Origin of the sequence: Exiguobacterium sp. s141, from assembly GCF_018618085.1 — a bacterium.
GTDB classification, from domain to species: domain Bacteria; phylum Bacillota; class Bacilli; order Exiguobacteriales; family Exiguobacteriaceae; genus Exiguobacterium; species Exiguobacterium mexicanum_A.
Window position 1 is genome coordinate 221873 of record NZ_JACSLJ010000002.1, and the last position, 21874, is coordinate 243746.

Here is a 21874-nt window from a genome sequence, read left to right on the forward strand (position 1 = left end):
ATAAAGGTGGTGTGACATGAGACGAATCGGAATGATGTTAAGTTTGGCAGTTATGGGACTGAGTGGGTGTGTGGCGGAACGAGCTGAACCGATCGAACCGACGGAATCAGGAGTGACAATTAATGAAAGTGCAGAAGAGACGTCTTCCAAAGATATTCCCGTAACGACGGACAAAGAAGTGTTCGGCTCGATCATCGAGGACGTGCCAAAAGGGACCGTTCGATTAGTTGATGCGGTCACGGCCCAATACACGCTTCAATATACGGATGGCACGTCCGAGCGACCAGCGAGAGACGGTGTAATCTATGAAACCGTCATCGATGATCTCGGGCTCATTGCCATTAAGTTACCAAACCGCGACGATGCGTTTGGCGTGTTCAACTATTCACGGGACGAGGAGTGGGGGTTGCACGGGATTCAAAACTTTACGATTCCCGAGGCGGCCGAAAAAGTCCGACACGGGTTGGACTTGCCTGAAGAAGAGCTGTTTGTCGCCAACTTCGAGATGAGTCAGCTCGAGCGGCCGGTGGAGATGTGGACGTTGTATGATGAGACGCAATGCATCACGATTTTAGTGACCGATGCGTCCAGTGTGGCAGACGGAGAATTGATTGACCGGCGAGACGATTCAAATGAACGGTATCGCTTGAATCAACCGGAAGGGAACGGCTTGTTTTACGTAGACCAGGGCAAGCTCATCGTCGTGACGGGCAATGTGTCGGAAGAGGTGTTGCTCGACCTCTCGGACTCGCTACCAGAGGCGTGGTCGGTGGATTTTCCGATGAACTGATCATACTTGTGACATCAACTATTCAAGAGGAGGGAATGCCATGCCGTACACACAAGAATTCGGTGTATTGGATTCAACAAATCGTCAATCATCATATGATACGTATACACCTGAACACTTCGATTGTGTCTCGGTGGATGGGGAGTGGGTGGATGAGTTTATCGAGGAGCTGAACGAGATGCGCACGTATTTCCACTCCTATGACCGTCCTGGATTCGGATTAGACGAATGCGGGATCACGCTCATTCCATATGAGTCACTGGCGCTGTTCTATCAAGTCGTCAAAGCGATGATGTACACGCATGAGTCGGAACAACTGAATCGACTTATTTCCAAAATCACACAAGCCCAAGTAGACAAGAAGGACATGATTCATTTCGGACTATGAGTCTATAGAAAAGAACGACCCCGAGCATCGTCATCGATGTTCGGGGTTTCGTTTGCGTTCGATGTAGATTATGCCAAATACAGTGGCGGCAAACAAAACATGCAAGAGGAGCGGTTGAGGATAACCAATGCGGAATAGGTGCATGGCATAGACGACATAAAGGATGCTGCCGAATCCTAGTGAGATGGAAAAAAGAACTTTCATACGTCTTCTTCCTCTGGGTCTGTCCAAAACGGTAATCGTCCGGTCGTCACGAAGTAAGACGACGCGAGCAGGACGCCGATTGCGAGTCCATTTACTTGCGACTGAATCGGCTGACTTGTCAACGACAGATAAAAACTGTAGACGAGGTAGGAAGTTGAACTTACGATGATTGTCATGAGCAAGAGTGTCATTTTCATTTTGTTTCACTCCATTCGAGCTCGTTCAAATGCTTCATGAACTGGACAAACGAGACACCTAGGAAGAAAGCCGGCATTGTCCAGACCCAATTGCTTAGAAACGGACCTTGCCAGAGCTCGAGCGAAATCATGCAGGCAAAGCCTAACGAAATAAGTGAAGCGAGTAGTCGCATTATAAAACCTCCAAACGGACTTTGTCTATTCTACGTGGCGAATAGCCAAAAGGTTCCAAAAAAACCATCCCCCGAAAGCGAGATGGTTCATGTGCCGCAGAAAGTCTGATACGGATACGTCCGCGGCGGTCCGGGTGAGACGTAGCGTCCGTAGTCGGCTTCGTAGTCGTATGGCTTCCGCAATACGTCGAGCAGTGCATGCGTCGGCTTGAAGTCACCGCGTTCGGCTGCCATGAGGGCGGCCTCGACGTGATGGTTGCGCGGGATGACGGCCGGGTTGTGCTGACGCATGAGGCGGATGACGTCCTCATCAGGAAGACCTTGTTCCCCGAGGCGTTTCCGCCAAGCGGCGAGCCACGCCTTGCCGTCGTCCTGTTTAGCGAAAACGAGCGCTTCCGTGTCGCCGAGTGTGAGGGCGCGGAACGTGTTCGTGAAGTCGGCCTCGGACTCCATCATGAGCCGGAGCAGTTCATCCGTCAGTTCGTCGTCTCCGTCTTTTCGCACGTAAAGTCCGATTTTATGGGCGAGCCCAGTAAAGTACGCCTCTTTATACGTTTCCGTGTAGTCGTTCAACAGCTTGTTGGCGATATCGACGGCCTTTTCTTGTGTGGCGGCGAGGAGCGGGAGCAACGTCTCGGCGAGGCGGGCCAAGTTCCATGACCCTATATACGGCTGATTCGCATAGGCGTAGCGTCCCTCGCGGTCGATCGAGCTGAAGACGGTATTCGGGTGATACGTATCCATGAACGCACACGGGCCATAATCAAGCCCTTCACCGCTGATAAACGTATTGTCCGTGTTCATGACGCCGTGGATGAACCCGACGAGTTGCCAATCCGCGATCAGTTTCGCCTGCCGGGTAATCACGCGGCCGAGGAACTGTTCATAGCGGTCCGGTTGTCCTGCAAGGTCAGGGTCGTGGCGCTGAATCGCATAGTCGGCGAGGGCGATGACGTCATCAATCGATCCGGCCGCGGCGGCGTATTGGAACGTGCCGACACGTAAATGGCTCGCTGCGACGCGCGTCAAGACGGCGCCGTGCTTCGGTCCTTGGCGCATGATCGGCTCACCGGTCGTCACGACGGCGAGCGCCCAGTTCGTCGGGATGCCGAGGGCGTGCATCGCCTCACTGATGAGGAATTCACGCACCATCGGACCGACGGCGGCCCGTCCATCACCGCCACGCGAGTACTCGGTCGGACCCGAACCTTTCAATTGAACGTCGACACGCTTTCCGTTCGGGGCGACGTGTTCCCCGAGCACGAGCGCCCGTCCGTCACCGAGCATCGTGAAATGGGCAAATTGGTGGCCGGCATACGCTTGCGAGAACGACGTGTCGGTCTGACGATTCCCGGCGAAGAGTGCGACGTCTTGAGACGTTTCGGCGTCGAGACCGAGCGTCTTGGCGAGTGCTTCGTTCCACAGGACGAGTTCGGGCTTGTCGACCGGATGGACCGGTCCCCGGTCGTAAAAAATGTCACGGAGATCGAGGTAGGTCGCCTCGAAGTTCCAACTGTTGGTCATAGTAATTCCCCCTTCTTCGCCTCGAGTATAGCACAGCCGATTCCTTGCATAGCGCTTCGCGAATTTTGGTAAGATGAGAGGGAAGTGTGAAAACAGGAGTGATGGAAGATGGAGACGAGACAAGACGTATTGGAATGGCTGAACGGGCAGCTGCGGTTCGGGATCAAGCCCGGACTCGAACGCATCGAGTGGATGTTGAACGCACTACAAATCGAGGAGTTGCCGTCAATCCACGTGGCAGGGACGAACGGAAAAGGGTCGACGGTCGCTTTCTTGCGGACGATGGCGCTCGCGGAGGGGTTGAACGTCGGGACGTTCATCTCGCCATACATCATCCAGTTCGAGGAACGGATCATGTTGAACGGGGAGCCGATTCGGGAAGACGACCTCGTCCGAATTGCTAATCGGGTCCGTGACTGTGCGAGTGCGTCACCGGAGACGTTGACGGAGTTTGAACTGCTGACGGTCATGGCGTGGCTCTACTTCCATGAGCAACAACCTGACCTCGTCATTTGGGAAGTCGGTCTCGGCGGCCGCCTTGATTCGACGAACGTGTTGACGCGACCGCTCGCGACGGTCGTGACGTCGATCGGGCACGACCATCAAGGGATTCTCGGCGACACGCTCGAAGAGATCGCGCTCGAAAAGTTTGGCATCATGAAGCGGGGCGTGCCGATGTTCCACAGTTTGACGGATGAACGGTTGATCGCGTTGCTCAAGCGACAAGGAGAGGCGATGGACGCATCGATTCACGACGTCACTCCACTCGTCACGTCAATCGAGGACGGGACCGACACGGTCGTCACGTATGACGAGATGAAGTCGGTGACGCTCGGATTGACCGGACACCATCAAGCGTATAACGGGGCGTGCGCCGTCGCCGTCGCGCGCCACCTCGGCTGGAAGGCGGAAGCTATTCGAGCGGGGCTCGAGGCGGCACAACACCCAGGTCGCTATGAGCTCATCTCGAGACAGCCCCGCATCGTGCTCGATGGGGCGCATAATGCGGAAGGGGTCGCCGCGCTCGTTGAACAGTTGAAGCTCGAGCGTGACGTGACGGTCCTCGCGGCCATTCTTGCCGACAAGGACCGGGGAGCGATGATCGCGTCGCTCCAGATGGTGGCGGATGTCTATGAGACGACGTTCGATTTCCCGCGCACCCGGACGAAAGAAAGTCTAATTGCCGACGGGGCCCGCTATGTGGACTGGCAAGACTGGTTGGCCGCATGGCTGGAGACACCGAAATCCGAGACGCTTGTCGTGACCGGGTCGCTCTACTTTATCAGTGCGGTCAGAAATCATTTAGCTAAAGATATTCAAAAAATGTAAGAAAAAGATTATAGGTGTGGGATAATAGGCTTAGATTGGGATAAACTGAATGGGAATCCACTTTGAGGAGTAGTGAGGTGCAATATGGAGAGTGAGAAAGGTTTCACATTAGTAGAAGTATTAGTTTCTATTGTTCTCCTCGGTATTATTTTTACAAGTTTTTATGGACTTCTCGTTCAAAGTGCCCAAACGAATACGGTTTCTCGGACGATGATGGATTTATCTTACGTTGCTCAAAATGAATTCGAGTTGATGAAAGCAAAAGGGCAGGAGACTAGTGCCAAGACGAGAATTCAAATAGTTGAAGAACTCGGCTATACCTATCGACAAACGTCCTTAATAAATGGGACGGTATGGCTGGAATTCTCAAAACCGATTCCACTTGATAATCGGCGCATCGTTTTAAGGGTGGAGAATAGTCCCTCAGCTTTAAATCGAATCATTATCGAAGTGTTTGAAGAGGCAACGATTGACTCTAATACAAAACTGGAGGGCGTCTTGAGGTGGGGATGAAGCAATTTGTTATCAAAATCCGTAATGAATCAAAAGGCGTTACTTTAGTCGAACTACTGGTGACAATAGTCATTAGCTCAATTGTTGTAATCGTATTGGCAAATATTTTGACTGGTCTTGTTCAATTCAATCAATCCGAAAAAGTACGAGATCATCAGACGGCAGAGATGCGATTAGTCATTAAGATGATTACTACTGATGTTCGCAGAAGCAGCACGTTTGAAATGAATTCCTCAGCTTTGACTGTGAATAGTCGTACATACAAAGAGAGTAATGGAGTCATTTATCGAAACAATGAAGTGATTGCGCGAGGCATCGAATCGTTGACGTTTAATTTCAAGGATCAAATGTTAACAATCGATTTAAAACTTGAGGGTGTTAATCAACCTTCAAAAGTCGTAACGACAAAACTGTTTATCGGGGAAGGTGTGGCAGTTGAAAACTTGGAATAATTGGCGCCTCGCCAAAGAAGAAAAAGGGAATACTCTCATCTTAGTCTTGATAGTGATCTTACTGTTTTCTTCAATTGGTTTAAGCATGATTCAGTCTAGTTTGAATTCTGTGTCGCTTTCGGATGGGGAAGTCAAAGAACAATCTGCCTACTACATCGCTGAAAGTGGAATCACGTATACACTTGATCAGATTCAACAAGCGCTCGACGAGGTGGAAGATTTAAACAAAATGACGGATGAACAGTACTACAACTATGTAAATGCCAACATTTTAACTGGTACTCAACCTCGAGTGTTTTCTTCGTTTGAGAAACAGAAAGGCATTCAACCGATGGCTATGGTAACTGTAAAGATGAGTAATGTTTCATCTGATCGAACGGTTAGAGACTACATTATCACATCGACTGGTCAGGTCGGTGAGCGAAAAAAAACGTTGCAAACAAGTTACTCGTTGGATCTCGAGCGGACGCCAGGACCAACCCTTCCTTCCAACTTAGGAATATACTCCAAAGGAAAAATGAAGCTCGCTAACGGAGTTGTGACAGGTAATATCCTCCTAGAATCGAACGCTCAAAATATGTTAGAGGTTACTGGAAATCCGACAATCAACGGAGCTGTCTACACGTTACCCTCGTCTCATTCCAAAACTATTTTGGCGCCGAATTGGTGGCTGGATCAAAAGAGACCTACAATTTACAAAGAAAACTTTAATTTAGGTGTAACACTTCCTGACTTTCCGTCAGCAAATGATTTCAATTATAAGATGATTCCCGATACTACTTTTAAAGCGGGCAGCAGTCAATACCAAGTGATTTCAAAAGGTAACATCAATATTTCGAACTGGATTGTCAGTGATTATGAGCTCATTTTGGATCAAGATTATAAAGTGAACGACATTAACTTGAGTAGTAACTATCGTTTGACGATTAACGTGAAAGATAAGGATGTGTCCTTATATGTTAATTCGATTCAAGGAACCGGACATTTAGATGTGAAGAGTCAACCGGGTGGGAGTTTGACGATGTACCTAGCTGACAACATTTCATTAAACGGTCATGTGAACGAAAGCGATGGGAATGATTTGTTCATGTATATCGGACCTTCTAATGGTCAAACGAAACTAGTAAAGAGTTCTGGTTATGGGAAATTTAATGCCTCGATTTATGCGAAAGATGCCAACTTAGAGTTCGTTGGTTCGGCCTCCCTGAATGGAAGTATTTTGTCAGGTGGGGAAAATGTGAAAGTTACCGGTGGGACTCAAATCAATGTACCAAAAAAATTAATTTTTGCTCCGAACGCCCATGTCGAGATTATTGAAGGCGGTACGGTAAACGGTGGTATTGTTTCCGACACGTTTACAATTAGCGGTGGAGCGAAAGTCAATGCAGCATCAATTGAATTAGACGACTTACCCTTCTTCGGAGAGGCAAGTTCAGAAACAAACTTGATTGTAAAGAAAGGGACTGTTAGAGAAATTGCTAACCCATGAGAACTTTTACAAAGTGGAGGAATTTAAATGAAACAGTTTGGAATGCATGTCTCCATCCTCATCGGACTTGTCTTACTCGTATCGCTGCCAACGATTGGTCTTGTCAATTATCTCGAAGCATCAGCGAAGACAAATGCTACATATAAAGAGACAACGGTTGCCGGTATCGATGTATCAGGGATGACGAGAGAAGAGGCGATCATTCGACTTGATAATGCAATCAAAGATTTTAATAATACACCATTCGCATTGACACTAGTCGATGGAACGGTACTCGAGGTCGGTAAGGATACCGTCGCTTATAATGTCGAGGCAACCCTCGACGGAGTAACAGAGTCCGGTACTTATTCACTCGTTACGACGGTTGATGAAGAACGACTTACTCCGTACCTCAATAATCAACCGGTGACGCTCACCATGGTCACGCCCCCCCTCGTTGAAGCAGCTTCGAACTTTAATTCAGATGTTATTTTAGAGATGACGGCTACCGAGAGCGAAGTTGTCTCATCCATAACTATAAGTCCGACGCCTGCGATGCGTTCAGCAGTTGAACGCATGAATGGTTTCGAGATGGAGGCTGGAGATATTTTCAGTCTGAAGACGTTCGGAGAAGACTTTGACGCACTCAGTACGCTTGGTTCGTCTATGTATCAACTGTTCGCAGCGACACCGTTCCAAATCCTTGAACGTGTACAACATGAGACGCTACCGGCCGGCGTTGAGCTCGGCTACGATGTCAAAATCGACGATCGTTCGAACTTCGCTGTGCAGAATACGGAACAAACTTCATATGCGCTGATCGTATTAGAAGAAGGGAACACAATGACAATTCAATTGCTCGGTAAAGCATTCGTTGGAGCTTATGAGTCACGTGTCGAAGACGTGACAAGCGTACCGTTCCAGAATGTCGTTCGCTTCTCATCTGCACTCACAGCAGGCAGTTCATCTGTCACTCAGTCTGGACAGACGGGTGAGTCGGGCAAGTTATATCGTGTCCGTATTACGGAGACTGGTGAGTCATTAGAACTTCTCGGTTTTGATTTCTACGAACCAATTCCGGAAATCGTGACAAAGAGTTCTGTACCGGTTCCTGAGCCCGAGCCTGAACCAGAACCGACTGAACCGATTATTATTCCAATTTTGCCGGATAATCCGGAAGAATGGCTAAATGAATGGCTACTAAATGACGATGTACAAGATAACAACGACGACGGATATGAACAACAGCCGCCGGTTCAACAAGAAGATCCAACCGCGGTACCAAATGAGGGGGCAGTCGGATGATTGGATATTTGATATTGGTTGCCTTTTGGGTACTCGCAACTCTGACCGTGTTCGCCTTATCCATTCCACACACACGAAAGCGTGAGACGAAAGGTATTATTTCACTTTTTGTGGCTTTGCTTTCACTTGGAGTATACAGCGTTTATAACGAAGGGCTCGAGCGAACGTGGTGGATTTGGGCCCTCCTTGCACTCGTTTTAATTAGCGGTGCGGCGCTCAGTTCGTTCGTTGAACAACGAGGCTCCGCACAGGTGGTGCCTCAGGAGGAACCACAGAGGATGGTGAAGTAAGGTGAGACGAACGAAAAAACGACTTGGCGAGATGCTCGTCGAGGCGGGGTTAATTACGCAAGAACAACTCGACGAAGCGCTCGTTCAAAAGCGGACCGGGGAAAAGCTCGGGGATGCGCTCATGCGATTGAACTATTTGACCGAGACACAATTGATTCAAGTACTGCACGAACAATTAAATGTACCAGTCATTTCTTTATACGCGCAAGACATCAATGTGACGGTGACGAAACTCGTCCCGAAAGTTATTGCTCAAAAACATGACATTATGCCAATTGAGTTACAAGGGAACACGCTGTTCATCGCAACGGCGGACCCGCTCGACTTGATCGCCATCGATGACGTCCGGCTTCAGACGGGAATGAACATCGAGGTCGGGATTGCCACGCGCGAACAGATTCGTAAAACGATCAGCCGCTATTATGAGATGGATGCGTCACTCATCGAGATTCTGAAAGAAGAAGCGCCTGAACTCGAGCGCGAGGAGACGGCGTCGCGCGATGACGCCCCGGTCATCCGGCTCGTCAATCAGCTCTTCTTGAGTGCGATCGACCAGCGCGCCTCGGATATTCACTTCGACCCGCACGAGAAGCAGTTGCACGTCCGCTTCCGGGTCGACGGTGATCTTCGGACCGAAACGATTTATCCGAAGAAGATTCAAAGCGTCATGCTGACGCGCCTTAAGGTCATGAGTAACTTAGACATCACCGAGAGCCGTTTGCCGCAGGATGGACGTATCAAATATACGCTCCGGGGCCGCCCGTACGACTTCCGCGTCTCGACGCTCCCGACGATGTATGGCGAGAAAATCGTCATCCGGGTGCTCGACTCGTCGGAAGGATTGACCGATTTGACGAAGCTCGGCTTCGGCGACCAGAACGAGGCGGTGTACCGCGACATGTTGAAACGGCCGAACGGGATTATTCTCATCACCGGGCCGACGGGATCAGGGAAGTCGTCGACGCTCTATGCGTCGCTACGCGAACTGAACGAGGAATCGAAGAACATCATCACGGTCGAGGACCCGGTCGAGTATCAACTCGACGGCATTAACCAAGTCCAGGTCAACGCCAAGGTCGGCTTGACGTTCGCGTCGGGTCTGCGTTCGATTTTGCGACAAGACCCGAACATCGTCATGGTCGGGGAGATTCGGGACACCGAGACGGCCGAGATTGCCATTCGAGCGTCGTTGACCGGTCACTTGGTGTTGTCGACACTACATACGAACTCGGCCATCAGCTCGATCACCCGCTTGATTGACATGGGAGTCGAACCGTTCCTTGTCGCCGCCTCGACATCCGGGCTCGTCGCCCAGCGGCTCGTCCGGCGCGTCTGTCGCGACTGCGGTCATGAACAGCCGGTCTCGAAGCGCGAGCAGGAACTGTTTGCCGCTGAAGGGATTCCGGTTGAACGAATCATGCGCGGCAACGGTTGTGCCTCATGTAGCTTCACAGGTTATCGTGGACGGCTCGCCATCCATGAGGTCGTGCCAATCGATGAAGGGTTGCGCCGATTGATTATGAACCAGGCGACGGAAGCCGAGATGGTCGCCTACGCGAAAGCGCAAGGTGCCCGCTTCCTCCTTGCCGATGGGCTCGAGAAAGTCGCGTTCGGACTGACGAATACCGAGGAAATATTGAGAACAGTGATAACGGGGTGAGTCTATGATCCATCAGTCGATTGAAGTGATTTTAACGAAAGCGGTCGAACAACGCGCCTCGGACATCCATTTGACCGCCGGCTCACCGCCGATCATCCGGGTTGACGGGAGCCTCATCACGATGGGTGATGAGAAAGTGTTGCCGCTCCATATCGAAAGCTATTTGAAAGACATCATGACCGAGGAGATGCGGGGGCGGCTCGAGATGCAGCGCGACCTCGACTTCTCGTTCGGGGTCCCGCGCGTATCGCGGTTCCGCGTCAACGCCTATTACCAACGAGGCACGGTCGCGATTGCGTTCCGTTCCATTTCCGGGGAAATCCCGACGATGAACGAGCTCGATTTGCCGCAAGTGCTGAAGCGACTGATCGAGAAGCCGTACGGGCTCATCCTCGTCACCGGACCGACGGGATCAGGGAAATCGACGACGCTCGCCGCGATGATTCATGAGATCAACCGGACGCAGCGGAAACGAATCATCACGCTCGAGGATCCGATTGAATATTTGCATTCGCACGACCAGAGCATCGTCGACCAACGCGAGATCGGCTCCGACGTCATGAAGTTCGTCGACGGTCTGCGGGCCGCGCTCCGGCAAGACCCGGACGTCATCTTGCTCGGTGAGATGCGCGACCTCGAGACGATTTCGACGGCGATGACGGCCGCCGAGACGGGCCACCTCGTCATGGCGACACTCCACACGTCGAGTGCGATGTCGACCGTCAGCCGCATCATCGACGCGTTCCCGGCCGAGCAACAGGACCAAATCCGGACCCAGCTCGCCAACGTCCTGCTCGGTGTCGTCAGTCAGCGTCTCTTCCCGCGTGTCGACGTGCCGAAAGGTCGTGTCGCCGCGATGGAGATTATGATCGGCAATCCGGCCGTCGCCAACTTGATTCGGAACGAGAAGGAGTTCCAACTCCCGACCGTCATCCAGACGAACCGGCAGAACGGGATGCAGACGATGGACATGGCGATCGAACAGCTCGTCCGTCAAGGCGTCATCAACCCGAACGCCGTACCAAATGAAGAGAGGTGACTGAATGGCCATCTTCCAATACGAAGGTAAACTGCTGAACGGGAAGCGTAAGAAAGGGCGGGTCACTGCCGTCTCGCTCCGCGAAGCGAAAGAAAAGTTGCGCCAAGAATCGATCCTCGTCACCGAGCTCGCCGAACTCGAGTCGACAGGATTGAATAAAGAAGTCAATCTGCTCCCGGAGCGGGTCAAGATTGAACATTTGATTATGTACGTGCGCCAGTTCGCGACGCTCATCCGGGCCGGTGTGCCGATTGTCCGGGCCACGTCTATCTTGCGCGTCCAGACCGAATCGAAAGTGTTGAAGAAGACGCTCAGCCAAGTCGAGGACGATTTGCGCGAAGGGATCGCGTTCTCGGAGGCGATCAAAAAACATCCGCGCGTATTCTCGAACTTCTTCAGCTCGATGGCGCTCGCAGGTGAGGCGAGCGGGAACTTGGAGGAGGCGCTCGACCAAATCGGGCTCCAGCTCCAAAAACAATATGACGTCAAACGGAAAGTCATCTCGGCGTTGACGTATCCGCTCGTCGTGTCGATTGTCGCCATCGGCGTCGTCGCGTTCCTCATGGTGAACGTCGTCCCGACGTTTGCGAGCATCTTCGGCCAGCTCGGCGGAGAACTGCCGCTCATCACACGCATCGTCGTAGCCGTGTCAGACTTCGTCGCCGCCTATTGGTGGCTCATCTTCGGCGGGGCACTTCTCGCACTGCTCGTCTTTATGTGGATGTTGAAGCGCGACAAGGAACGGTATGTGATTGATGGATTGCTGTTGAAGATGCCGATTTTCGGGCCGATCGTCCTAAAGTCGCAAATCGCGTTATTGACCCGAAGTTTGGCCGTCTTGCTGCAAGCGGCGGTCCCGATTTTGTCGGCGATCGAGATCACCGAGAAGATTGTCTCGAACCGGGTCATCCGCAAAGGTCTTGCTCAAGCACGTAAGATGATGGCGCAAGGGATCCCGCTCCATGAACCGCTCGAACGGAACGACAGCTTCCCGCCGCTCATGACGCAAATGATTGCGGTAGGCGAGGAGAGCGGAGATTTGGACTCGATGTTGAACGAGGTCGCGGAGTTTTATGAGACCGAAGTCGAGACGACGACGGACCGTCTGAAGTCGATTATCGAGCCGCTGTTAATTGTCGTCTTGGCGAGTATCGTCGGCGTCATCGTCATCGCGATTGTCGTCCCGATGTTCCAAATTTATGGCGATATCCAAAATCAGTAGAAACTTTTTATTTATTTGCAGATTTGTATCTTTTCAATCCTAAATTTTGAATGTATAGTAAAATTGTTCTACTAGTATTAGGTCAAAGGTAATGAATCTAGCTTACATCACAGCAAAACACACAAAAGGGGAGAATGAATCATGTTAGAGAAAATGAAAATGATTTGGCAAGATGCCAAACAATTGAAAGATGAGCGCGGACTCACACTCGTCGAGTTGCTCGTCGTCGTCGTTATCTTAGGGATTATCGCAGCGATTGCCGTTGTCGCAATCGGTGGGATTATCGAGAACTCGAAGAAGGACGCGATGGTTGCCGATGCGAAACAAATGGTAAGTGCGGCGAAGTTGTATACGGCGTCAAATCCGGTAACTTCAGATACTGTATTAAATTTCAACAGTGCTGCAGACGGTGAAGTACCGATGGATTCTTACATCGATAAATTGAAAGATCCTTTTGACACAAAGGCAGGAGAAACTGCTACACCGTCATATCCAACAGCTAAAGTCACAGTAAAACCTGGCACTAGTGGTAAATACACTTATGAAGTGACACTTACTAGTGACAAGAGTGAATATGCATTATCCAATGCTGATAGTTCATCTATTACTAAAGATAGCTTATGATAAAATCTCCGGCTGGCGCTGGGCACTCGCTCAGCCTAGCCGGTTTTCTGTTTTTGGCATATACTTACAAGTAAGGAAGTGACCTTGATTGGTTGAATTCATCGGACTCATTTATAGCCTCGTCCTCGGGGCGGTCATCACGTCATTCACGAACGTCGTTGGGCTCCGCGTGCCACGCAAACAGTCCATCGTCACGCCGCGCTCGCACTGTCCGTCATGCGGACACGTCTTATCCGCTTGGGAACTGATTCCGGTCTTCGGTTACGTGTTCCTGCGCGGAAAATGCCGCGGCTGTGGCGGGCGGATCGCGCCGACGTACCCGCTCTTCGAACTGCTTGGAGCGGTCGGTTACGCCTATAGCTTCTGGCTGTATGGCTTTAGCCTCACGACGCTCCTCGCCTTCGTCTTCTTACCGACGCTCCTCGCACTAGCGATGTCGGATTTGTCGACGATGCTCGTCCCGAACGTGATCCTCATGTTCTCGGCACCGGTCCTCCTCTTGCTCGCCTATAGCGCGGGTGTGGCTTGGTGGAGCCCGATTGCCGGAGCGGCACTCGGCTTTTCTGTCCTCGCCACCGTTTTTTTCGTCTCCAAGGGGGGACTTGGGGCCGGCGATGTCAAACTATTTACAGTAATCGGGCTCGTCCTCGGGCCGCGCGACGTCCTCGTCGCACTCTTTTTATCGAGCTTGATTGGCGCAATCGTCGGAGTGACGCTCATCGGCTTGAAACGGATGGATCGCAAACAGCCGATTCCGTTCGTACCGTCAATCGCACTCGGTACGATGCTGACGTTTTGGTTCAGCGAACGCTTCTTTGATTGGTATTTTGATTTGATGTAGGGGGAAACCAGCATGAGCCGGTCTATAGAGAAAGGAACGGTCGCGTATTTCTCGTTCGATGCGCTTAGCATCCACGGGGCCGTGATCAAACAAGGCGTGTTCAAACGTAGCGCCTCCGTCCAATTGGCGAAAGGTGCCTACGTGGGGGGACGGATTGAAGACGAGAACGCATTCGGTCTCGCTTTCGATGAACTGTGCCGTAAACTGAAAGTACGAAAAGGGATGGTCTGTGCCGTCGATATGGCCGAGACCGAAGTGTTGTCCCGCAAAGTCGAGATTCCATCGACGATCCCGAAAGATGAGATCCGCGGCTATCTGTTCATGGAGATCGGCAGCTCGATCATTTTGCCGTTCGACGACGTCGCCTTCGACTACGAGGTGCTCGGCGAGACGGAGACGAAGACCGAGGTCATGCTCCACGCCGTCTCGGTCGATTTGACGAAAGCCATCCGCGCTTACATGAAGAAACGCGGGTTCCAATTGAAGAAAATCGTTCCACGCCCGGTCGCAATCGCGAACGGCGTGAGCCGACTCGAGACGCTCGACCCGCTCAAATCGACGCTCCTCTGGCACGTGACACCGTTCGCGCACCAGTTGCTCGTTCTCGAGGAAGGGCAAGTCCGGTTCATCCGGGCCATCGAGACCGACCTCCCGTACCACGCCGAGACGACGGACGGGATTGTCACGTATACATATAGCGGCTCGAAGGAGACACTTGCGACGCAGACAGACGAGTGGCTGAACGAGCTGGCCCGTTTCCTCGACTTCTATCGTTACTCGCTCCGGACGGACGGACGCCCGATTGACGAGCTGCTCGTCTCGGGGACGGTCCCGAGCCTTGACGATCTCGTCCAGACGATTGAAAGTGAGGCGATGGTGCCGGTCAAACGGATCGCCGACCCGCTTCCACTGTCTCACGCGACGCCATTGTCGCACCAGATGTTGCCGCTCCTCGGGATGGCGACGCTCGACAAAGAACACGACGCCAACTTCATCAACTCGACCGATGTGACGCTCCGCTGGCCGATCATCGCGAGCCTGCTCGCGCTGTTGATCGGTGGCGGCGCGACCGGTTACTTGTTCTATGAAGTGAACGAGTTGGAGCGGAACGAGGCCCAGGTCGAGGAGCAGTTGCAGCTCGTCCGCATCTATCAGACCGAGCAAGTGAACTCGAAAGGTCAGCAAGTCCTATCGCTCGACCAGACGGTGACTGCGCTCACAGCTGAAGAACGATGGGCCGTGCCGGCGCTCCGGGCGTTGACCGAGCAATTGCCGCCGACGGGCTACGTATTGACGTATAACTACGCCGACGGTTCGCTCATGAGTGTGCGTACTCAGTTCGAGACGCTCGCCGATTTGAATGCGTTCCAACGCTCGCTCTTGAACGACCCACGGTTTGAGAACGTCAAACTGCTCGGCGTGACGACCGAGACGAAAGCGGAGACCGAGCAGGATGAGACGGACACCGATGAGCCGCTCAGTCCGAGCGTGCTCGATTCGACGAACGAACCGCTCCCACGCTACATCGGCGAGTTCACTTTCACGTTCATCGATGCTGAACCGGAGACGCCGGAAGGGGAGACCCCAGATGGTGAGACACCGGACGGCGAGACGGAAGAGACGACCGATGAGGAGGTGGTGAGCGAATGAAACGCTCGACGATTTATTTGATCTTTACAATCTGTTTGTTCGCGGCCATCGCCGTACCGTCTTATTTCGGCTACCAATACTTCATCCACCAAGGCAACGTCAAGTCACTCGAGCGGGAACTGTCGCTCGAGCAGACGAAGCTCGAACTATTGCGCCAGGAAGGGGAAGTCGTCGACGTCGCCGACTCGCAGCGCCTCCAGACGCGTGTCCCGACCGAGGCAGCACTCGACACGGTCGTCGAGACGTTATCGCAGGCGAGCCAACTGTCTGACGTGCGCGTCACGAGCATCGCTTTCGCCGACGGTGTCATCGCCGAATCGGAAGTGCCGGAAGACATCGACGAGCCGGAACCGAACGACGTGAGCGCGACGGCTGAACCGGCCGAACCGGTTGAGATCACGCCGGTCAACGCCTCGTCAATCCGCTCGACGGTGTCGCTCCAAGCGGACACGTACGAGTCGCTCGTCCTGTTCCTCGAGTCGGTCGAATCGATGAACCGGATCCATATCTTGCGCACGGTCCAATTCACCGGACCGACGGAGACGGGCCCGAACACGACCGAGACGGCCGAGCCGCTCGACTTCACGGTCGAACTCGATGCGTTCTATCGTCCGGACCTCGATCAACTCACAGACGATCGTTACGTACCGGCGCAGACGTTCACCCCGAAAGACGTCCCGGTGTACGACTATACGACGCCATGATTCGAACGTCCCTTCAAAAAGAAGGGGCGTTTTTTTGAGGCGTCTTGGATTGTAAACGCCTGCCCGTTTGCCTACAATCGACAGTGAAGTGTGATACGGAAAAGAAGCCCGTTACGCACATATGGAAGGAGTCGTTACAATGAAACCAACACAGAAACGTGTCATCCTCGCCTCGATGTCGCCACGGAGGACTGAGCTGTTGAGCCAGGCCGGGATCAGTCATGAGGTCATCCCATCTAACGTCATCGAAGGGACGAACGGTCGGGAACATCCGGACGAGTACGTCGGACGCCTCGCTCGCGAGAAAGCGATGGACGTCGCCCGCGACAACCGTGACGCCATCGTCATCGGCTCGGATACGGTCGTCGTCTTAGACGGGACGATCTTAGAGAAGCCGAAAGACCGGGACGACGCGCGAGATATGCTACAGCGTTTATCGGGGGCGACCCACGAAGTGCTCACCGGCGTCAGCATCATCGGGCCCGAGCGGCAAGACTTGTTCGTCACGACGACGCACGTCACGTTCATCGACATCCCGGACGCGTGGCTCGATGGCTATCTCGATTCGACGGAGCCGTACGATAAAGCTGGCGCCTATGGCATCCAAGGGTCGGGCGGTCTGTTCGTCGAACGGCTCGAAGGGGACTTTTATAATGTCGTCGGTCTGCCGATTCGTCCGCTCGTCGAGACGCTCGAGCGACACGGGGTAGCGCCGCGCTTTCTGTGAATGAAGCGAAAGTTGGTGAAGGAATGACCATGGTGCTCGACCGAAGTGTTGAATCCGCGATCGCCCGGCTGCTCCAAATCGGGGGCAGGGGTGGCGACCCGCATGAGACGGCCCGACGGCTGTCCGACGTATATCCGACGCTCCGGGCGCTGTCGCAGGCGTCCGTGAGCGACCTCTGTCAAATCGAGGGCATGACGAAGAAGAAAGCCGAGCAGTTGCTCGCGGCGTTCGCGATCGGTCTCCGTTACGTCGAGGAGCCGAAAGTAGAGACGCCGACGATCCGTTCGCCACAGGACGCCTATGAACTGCTCCGTGATGAGCTCCGGCTGTTGAACCAGGAACATTTCATCTGTCTGTATTTGAACACGAAGAACCAGCTCATCGCCCGGAAGACATTGTTCGTCGGTGGGCTCAATTCGTCGATTGTCCATCCGCGCGACGTGTTCCGTGAGGCGCTCAAACTGTCGGCGGCTTGCTTCATTGCCGTGCATAACCATCCGAGCGGGGACGCGACCCCGAGCCGGGAAGATATCGAAGTGTCGGAACGGCTCGTTGAGGCGGGTCATATCGTCGGTATCGCTTGTCTCGATCACGTCATCATCGGGGAGGACCATTACGTCAGTATGAAACAGCGGGGCTATATGAACGGTTGAAACTGGGATTTATTTTCCAAATGAGACATCCGTTTGTTATACTGACAGACGAGGTGTTCATATGGAAAAATTGATTTGGTTATTGATGCTTGTTGTCGCGCTCGTCGCCAGTTTCGTCCCGCTCGAGCCACTCGTGTTGTCGTTTCTCGTATTCGCGATGTTCGTCTTCATCAGTGTGGCGCTGTTTCAACGGTTCCAACGTGAGGATCATTGGCTCGACCGCGTCTCACCGCTCGTCGGTGTCGGCATCGGGATTGGCGCATTGATCGCGTATGCTGCTCTATTTGTCGCCTGGTTCAATTCATCGATCGACCTTCAGGCGTGGCAAGTCATCCCGCAACTCGTCTTCATGTATATCGGAATTTACTTATTCGTGGTGACGGTGTCGAGTTTTTTGGCAGGGGCGACCCGCGTCCGTCCGTCCCGATTCTTTCGGCCGGTGCTCATCTTCTCGGTCGTTTTTTATGGGTCGATGCTTTTGCTCCCGCTCCAACCAGGTCTCTAATCTTCAACTTGTCATTCGAACGAAGCAGGCGCATCCGCGCCTGCTTTTTGTCTGTTTAGAGGAGTCATCAAACGCGGCGTCGAACACGGAGAGTATACGGTTCTATACGACCTACGAAGAGGGAATGTGATCAGATATGAATGAGGAAACCATCTATCAGGAACGGGATTTGAAGTTGATGTTGACGGACATCAGGGACGGGACGGTTCGGTTACAGGAATTAGATGAGGAGCGGGTCATCCAATCGATGCTCCATCATATCGGATCGACGGATGCGGAGCTTCGAGATCAGTTGATTTACACATTATTCTATCGATTCATCATCGAAGACGAACAACTGGCGAACGAACAACTGATTTATCTATTCAATATGACGCTCAAATACCACTTGTTTCATGGTATCGGGGAGACGTCATCAGATACCGTCTTCACGCGGGCGTTCTCGACGCTATTGATCGCTTTGATTTTGTACCAAGACCGTCAACAAGAATTTTTATCGGAACCAAATCTCGAGATGTTGAAAGCGAAGCTCCTGGCATATCTCGATTGTGAAATCGATACGAGAGGGTACGTGCCCACAAAAGGTTGGGCCCATGCGATCGCCCATGTGGCCGATGCCTTCGACGAGCTCGTCCTGCATCCGCACCTCGACGAGACGGAGTTCGTTGAGATCCTCGAGGCGTTGTGGGACAAAGTGATGTTTCCGACCGTTTATTTGCACGATGAGGATGAGCGCTTGCTGAATCCCATCTTCGCCTTGCTAGAGCGCGGAATGGACGAGCACGAAATCGTCGTTCTATTAGACGGCCTGCCGGCTCAACTGAGCGCACAAAAACAGCAACTCGAGCCCGAGCATTATTGGCACGTCGTCCACAACATGAAAACGTTTCTAAAGAGCTTCTTCGTGAAATTGTACGATGCAAACCGACCGATGCTTCAAACCGCCGTATTCGAGACGTTAAAGCAGATTTGACGAGAACCCGTAAAAATCTAGGCAGGCGCTTTCACGCGTTTGCTTTTTGATTTGCGTTTTTGTCGAAAAGAAGGCACACTAATATACGGTGAGACAGGACTGAGATGAACGTTATTGTAAATAACCTGTAATCGAATGAACGTTTTCAAACATGATTTTTCCGTTATAATAAAAAATAGTGTAACCAAGAGAGGAGCAGCACGTATGTTTCGTAGTTTTAACCGAGAAATCGGAATCGACCTTGGAACGGCAAATACGCTCGTTTATGTAAAAGGTCAAGGCATCGTTGTTCGTGAACCGTCCGTAGTGGCGTTCCGCACAGATACAGGTAGAATTGAGGCCGTGGGTAACCAGGCCAAGGATATGATTGGACGTACGCCGGGCAACGTCACGGCACGCCGTCCGATGAAAGATGGAGTTATCGCCGATTTTGAAACGACAGCGACGATGATCAAATACTTCATGGAGCAAGCACAGAAGTCGAAGAGCGGTTTGTTCTCATCGAAGACGAACGTCATGATTTGTGTGCCAAGCGGCATCACATCAGTCGAAAAACGTGCCGTCGAAGACGCAGCCAAGCAAGCGGGCGCACGTGAAGCGTACACGATCGAAGAACCGTTCGCGGCAGCAATCGGCGCCGGTCTTCCGGTTTGGGAACCGACAGGCTCGATGGTCGTGGATATCGGTGGCGGTACGACCGAAGTCGCAGTGATTTCACTCGGCGGCATCGTGACGAGCCAATCGATTCGTGTCGGCGGTGACGAAATGGATGACGCCATTATTCGTTACATCAAAAACAAATACAACCTCATGATCGGGGAGCGGACGTCAGAGACGCTCAAGATGGAAGTCGGTTCGGCTCGCATCGACGCTTCGAACGAAAATGAGAAAATGGAAATCCGTGGTCGCGACCTCGTGACAGGTCTTCCGAAACAAATCGAAGTCTCGGCTGCTGAAGTGTGTGAAGCACTCTCGGATACGGTCGAAGCGATCCTCGCTGGCGTGAAACAAACACTCGAGCAGACGCCGCCGGAACTTGCTGCTGACGTCATGGACCGCGGCATCGTCCTCACAGGCGGTGGAGCACTCCTTAAAAACTTGGATGACGTCATCTCGGACGAGACACACATCCCAACACTCGTCGCGGATGAGCCGCTCGATTGCGTCGCCATCGGGACAGGAAAATCTCTTGAAATGATGGACGTCCTCCGTTCAAAATCAGGCATCTCGTCGCGTCGATGAGTGGTGACACACGATGAGCCGGTTCGTACGCAATAAAAAGCTCATCATCACGCTGATCGGTATCATCTTATTCGTTGTGATTTTAGGGGTTTCGATTCGAGGACGGTCGGAATCCGCCTGGTACCAAGACGTCACGCGTGATGTGGTCGGAACGTTCCAACGGGTGTTCACGGTGCCGATCGGCTGGATGGACAGTACCGTGTCCTCGATTTCGAACGTACGCGATATTTATGAAGAGAACCGTCAATTGAAACAACATTTGACGAAATACGCGGAAGTGTCGGTCGAAGCCGATGACCTGCGCCGTGAGAACGAAGAATTGCGGCAAATGGTCGAGGCCTCCGACACGTCGCTCCGTGACTTCGACTTGATTCCCGCCGAAGTGATCGGGCGTACGCCGAACGACTGGCAGCGCTACGTAACGGTCAACGTCGGGGAAGAGCGCGGTGTCGAGAAAGGCATGGCCGTCACGGCCGCCGGCGGTATGGTCGGTCGCGTCATCCAGACGAGCGCCTATACGTCGCAAGTGCAACTCCTCTCTGACAACAACCGGACGAACAACGTCTCGGCCGTCGTCAAGGATGCGGACGGCAAAGCGACGTATGGGACGATCGACGGCTTCGACAGCGAGACGAACGAGCTCTTCTTCACGAAGGTCTCGAACAGCGTCAAGTTGAAAGAAGGCGAGATCGTGTCGACGTCAGGTCTCGGTGGGCGCTATCCGGCCGGTCTCGTCATCGGTACGGTCGAGTCGATCGAAACCGACGAATACGGCGTGTCTCAAGTCGCCCGCATCAAACCTGAGGCGGACTTCAACGAGTTTTCGCAAATGTTTGTCATCGATCGAACGCTAGACGAACCGTTCTTGACGGGTCCCGAGGAAGGAGGAGCAGCGGGTGAGTAACATGAAAGTGTTCATCGCCCTGTTCCTCCTCTTTCTTATTGAAGGGACATGGGCCGCCATCTTCTCATGGCACTATGTGACGCCGTTCTTGTATTTGACGTTGATCGGCTTGATGTACGTCAGTTTGTATGGCCGCTGGGAGTCGGCGCTCGGATTCGGTCTCGTCTTCGGGCTATTGTATGACATCGTCTACACCGACTTGCTCGGAATTTACTTATTTACTTTTTCACTCATTCCTCTCTTAGTCAGCTTCGTGTTAAAATATATAGGTGAGAACTTCTTCTCGGTCGTCATCACGTTCACATTCATGATCCTCGTGTTTTCTTTCGGGATTTTCAGTGTCATGACGGCGGTCGGTGGGACGACCATGACCATTCAAACACTATTAGTTGAACAGATTCCAGGGACGCTCGCCGTCAACGCTGTCGCCATCGCACTGTTATACGTGCCGATGACACGATACGTGGCGCCGCGGCCTGTAGCGAAAAGAGGGTAGC

Annotated in this window: 25 protein-coding genes; 22 read left to right on the forward strand and 3 right to left on the reverse strand. The window is 52.6% G+C overall.

The annotated features are described in order from the left end of the window. Positions 1–16 precede the first annotated feature (16 nt). Positions 17–790, forward strand: coding sequence for a hypothetical protein (locus KNP74_RS05645; RefSeq protein ID WP_214763789.1), 774 nt, complete (start codon positions 17–19; stop codon positions 788–790). 40 nt (positions 791–830) lie between these two features. Further along, positions 831–1178 (forward strand): short-chain dehydrogenase, encoded by a 348-nt coding sequence (locus KNP74_RS05650; protein ID WP_214763790.1) that lies wholly within the window; start codon positions 831–833, stop codon positions 1176–1178. Positions 1179–1378: 200 nt separating this feature from the next. Here KNP74_RS05650 and KNP74_RS05655 read toward each other — a convergent pair whose 3' ends face one another. The 3 genes from KNP74_RS05655 to KNP74_RS05665 form a co-directional block, all read right to left on the reverse strand. Then, a complete protein-coding gene (locus KNP74_RS05655; protein ID WP_214763791.1) occupies positions 1379–1579 on the reverse strand; it encodes a hypothetical protein in 201 nt (66 codons plus the stop codon). Next, complete coding sequence (locus KNP74_RS05660; RefSeq protein ID WP_167491820.1) at positions 1576–1752, reverse strand: hypothetical protein; 177 nt, start codon at positions 1750–1752, stop codon at positions 1576–1578. The genes KNP74_RS05655 and KNP74_RS05660 overlap by 4 nt, the downstream gene beginning before the upstream one ends. Before the next feature lie 87 nt (positions 1753–1839). Further along, positions 1840–3276: a protein adenylyltransferase SelO gene (locus tag KNP74_RS05665; protein WP_214763792.1), complete on the reverse strand. Its 1437-nt coding sequence runs from the start codon at positions 3274–3276 to the stop codon at positions 1840–1842. Positions 3277–3384: 108 nt separating this feature from the next. Between KNP74_RS05665 and KNP74_RS05670 the strand changes: the two genes are divergently transcribed. The 20 genes from KNP74_RS05670 (at position 3385) to mreD (ending at position 21873) form a co-directional block, all read left to right on the forward strand. After that, the gene (locus KNP74_RS05670) at positions 3385–4605 is read left to right on the forward strand and encodes a bifunctional folylpolyglutamate synthase/dihydrofolate synthase (RefSeq protein ID WP_214763793.1); all 1221 of its coding nucleotides are present in this window, start codon (positions 3385–3387) and stop codon (positions 4603–4605) included. An 84-nt stretch (positions 4606–4689) separates the two neighbouring features. After that, the gene (locus KNP74_RS05675; protein WP_138859753.1) at positions 4690–5118 is read left to right on the forward strand and encodes a type IV pilus modification PilV family protein; all 429 of its coding nucleotides are present in this window, start codon (positions 4690–4692) and stop codon (positions 5116–5118) included. Continuing rightward, positions 5115–5570, forward strand: a complete 456-nt coding sequence (locus KNP74_RS05680) for a prepilin-type N-terminal cleavage/methylation domain-containing protein (RefSeq protein WP_251130117.1) — start codon at positions 5115–5117, stop codon at positions 5568–5570. Before KNP74_RS05675 ends, KNP74_RS05680 begins: the two co-directional genes overlap by 4 nt. Then, entirely contained in the window at positions 5554–7059 is a 1506-nt protein-coding gene (locus KNP74_RS05685; RefSeq protein WP_214763796.1) for a DUF7305 domain-containing protein, read from the forward strand. Before KNP74_RS05680 ends, KNP74_RS05685 begins: the two co-directional genes overlap by 17 nt. 27 nt (positions 7060–7086) lie before the next feature. After that, entirely contained in the window at positions 7087–8343 is a 1257-nt protein-coding gene (locus KNP74_RS05690; RefSeq protein ID WP_138859750.1) for a VanW family protein, read from the forward strand. Further along, the gene (locus tag KNP74_RS05695; RefSeq protein ID WP_138859749.1) at positions 8340–8633 is read left to right on the forward strand and encodes a hypothetical protein; all 294 of its coding nucleotides are present in this window, start codon (positions 8340–8342) and stop codon (positions 8631–8633) included. The genes KNP74_RS05690 and KNP74_RS05695 overlap by 4 nt, the downstream gene beginning before the upstream one ends. 31 nt (positions 8634–8664) lie before the next feature. After that, on the forward strand, positions 8665–10293 hold the full coding sequence (locus KNP74_RS05700) for a GspE/PulE family protein (protein WP_251130118.1): 1629 nt from the start codon (positions 8665–8667) through the stop codon (positions 10291–10293). A gap of 4 nt (positions 10294–10297) precedes the next feature. Beyond that, a complete protein-coding gene (locus KNP74_RS05705; protein WP_214763798.1) occupies positions 10298–11332 on the forward strand; it encodes a type IV pilus twitching motility protein PilT in 1035 nt (344 codons plus the stop codon). Positions 11333–11336: 4 nt separating this feature from the next. Next, the gene (locus KNP74_RS05710; RefSeq protein WP_214763799.1) at positions 11337–12554 is read left to right on the forward strand and encodes a type II secretion system F family protein; all 1218 of its coding nucleotides are present in this window, start codon (positions 11337–11339) and stop codon (positions 12552–12554) included. A 141-nt stretch (positions 12555–12695) separates the two neighbouring features. Next, complete coding sequence (locus KNP74_RS05715; protein WP_214763800.1) at positions 12696–13178, forward strand: prepilin-type N-terminal cleavage/methylation domain-containing protein; 483 nt, start codon at positions 12696–12698, stop codon at positions 13176–13178. Between the two features lie 88 nt (positions 13179–13266). Continuing rightward, on the forward strand, positions 13267–14019 hold the full coding sequence (locus KNP74_RS05720) for a prepilin peptidase (protein WP_214763802.1): 753 nt from the start codon (positions 13267–13269) through the stop codon (positions 14017–14019). A gap of 12 nt (positions 14020–14031) precedes the next feature. Further along, entirely contained in the window at positions 14032–15669 is a 1638-nt protein-coding gene (gene pilM, locus KNP74_RS05725) for a pilus assembly protein PilM (RefSeq protein WP_214763803.1), read from the forward strand. Continuing rightward, positions 15666–16373, forward strand: a complete 708-nt coding sequence (locus KNP74_RS05730) for a hypothetical protein (protein WP_214763804.1) — start codon at positions 15666–15668, stop codon at positions 16371–16373. Before pilM ends, KNP74_RS05730 begins: the two co-directional genes overlap by 4 nt. A 139-nt stretch (positions 16374–16512) precedes the next feature. Then, positions 16513–17100: a Maf family protein gene (locus KNP74_RS05735; RefSeq protein WP_034776855.1), complete on the forward strand. Its 588-nt coding sequence runs from the start codon at positions 16513–16515 to the stop codon at positions 17098–17100. Then, positions 17097–17753: a RadC family protein gene (radC, locus tag KNP74_RS05740; RefSeq protein ID WP_242686679.1), complete on the forward strand. Its 657-nt coding sequence runs from the start codon at positions 17097–17099 to the stop codon at positions 17751–17753. The genes KNP74_RS05735 and radC overlap by 4 nt, the downstream gene beginning before the upstream one ends. Positions 17754–17814: 61 nt before the next feature. Further along, positions 17815–18258: a hypothetical protein gene (locus KNP74_RS05745; protein WP_251130105.1), complete on the forward strand. Its 444-nt coding sequence runs from the start codon at positions 17815–17817 to the stop codon at positions 18256–18258. A 136-nt stretch (positions 18259–18394) separates the two neighbouring features. Continuing rightward, entirely contained in the window at positions 18395–19231 is an 837-nt protein-coding gene (locus tag KNP74_RS05750) for a DUF2785 domain-containing protein (RefSeq protein WP_214763805.1), read from the forward strand. Positions 19232–19435: 204 nt separating this feature from the next. Continuing rightward, on the forward strand, positions 19436–20473 hold the full coding sequence (locus KNP74_RS05755; RefSeq protein WP_021066877.1) for a rod shape-determining protein: 1038 nt from the start codon (positions 19436–19438) through the stop codon (positions 20471–20473). A gap of 13 nt (positions 20474–20486) precedes the next feature. Next, a complete protein-coding gene (gene mreC, locus KNP74_RS05760; RefSeq protein ID WP_034776861.1) occupies positions 20487–21377 on the forward strand; it encodes a rod shape-determining protein MreC in 891 nt (296 codons plus the stop codon). 1 nt (position 21378) lies between these two features. Beyond that, positions 21379–21873, forward strand: coding sequence for a rod shape-determining protein MreD (mreD, locus tag KNP74_RS05765; protein ID WP_052090206.1), 495 nt, complete (start codon positions 21379–21381; stop codon positions 21871–21873). Position 21874 lies beyond the last annotated feature (1 nt).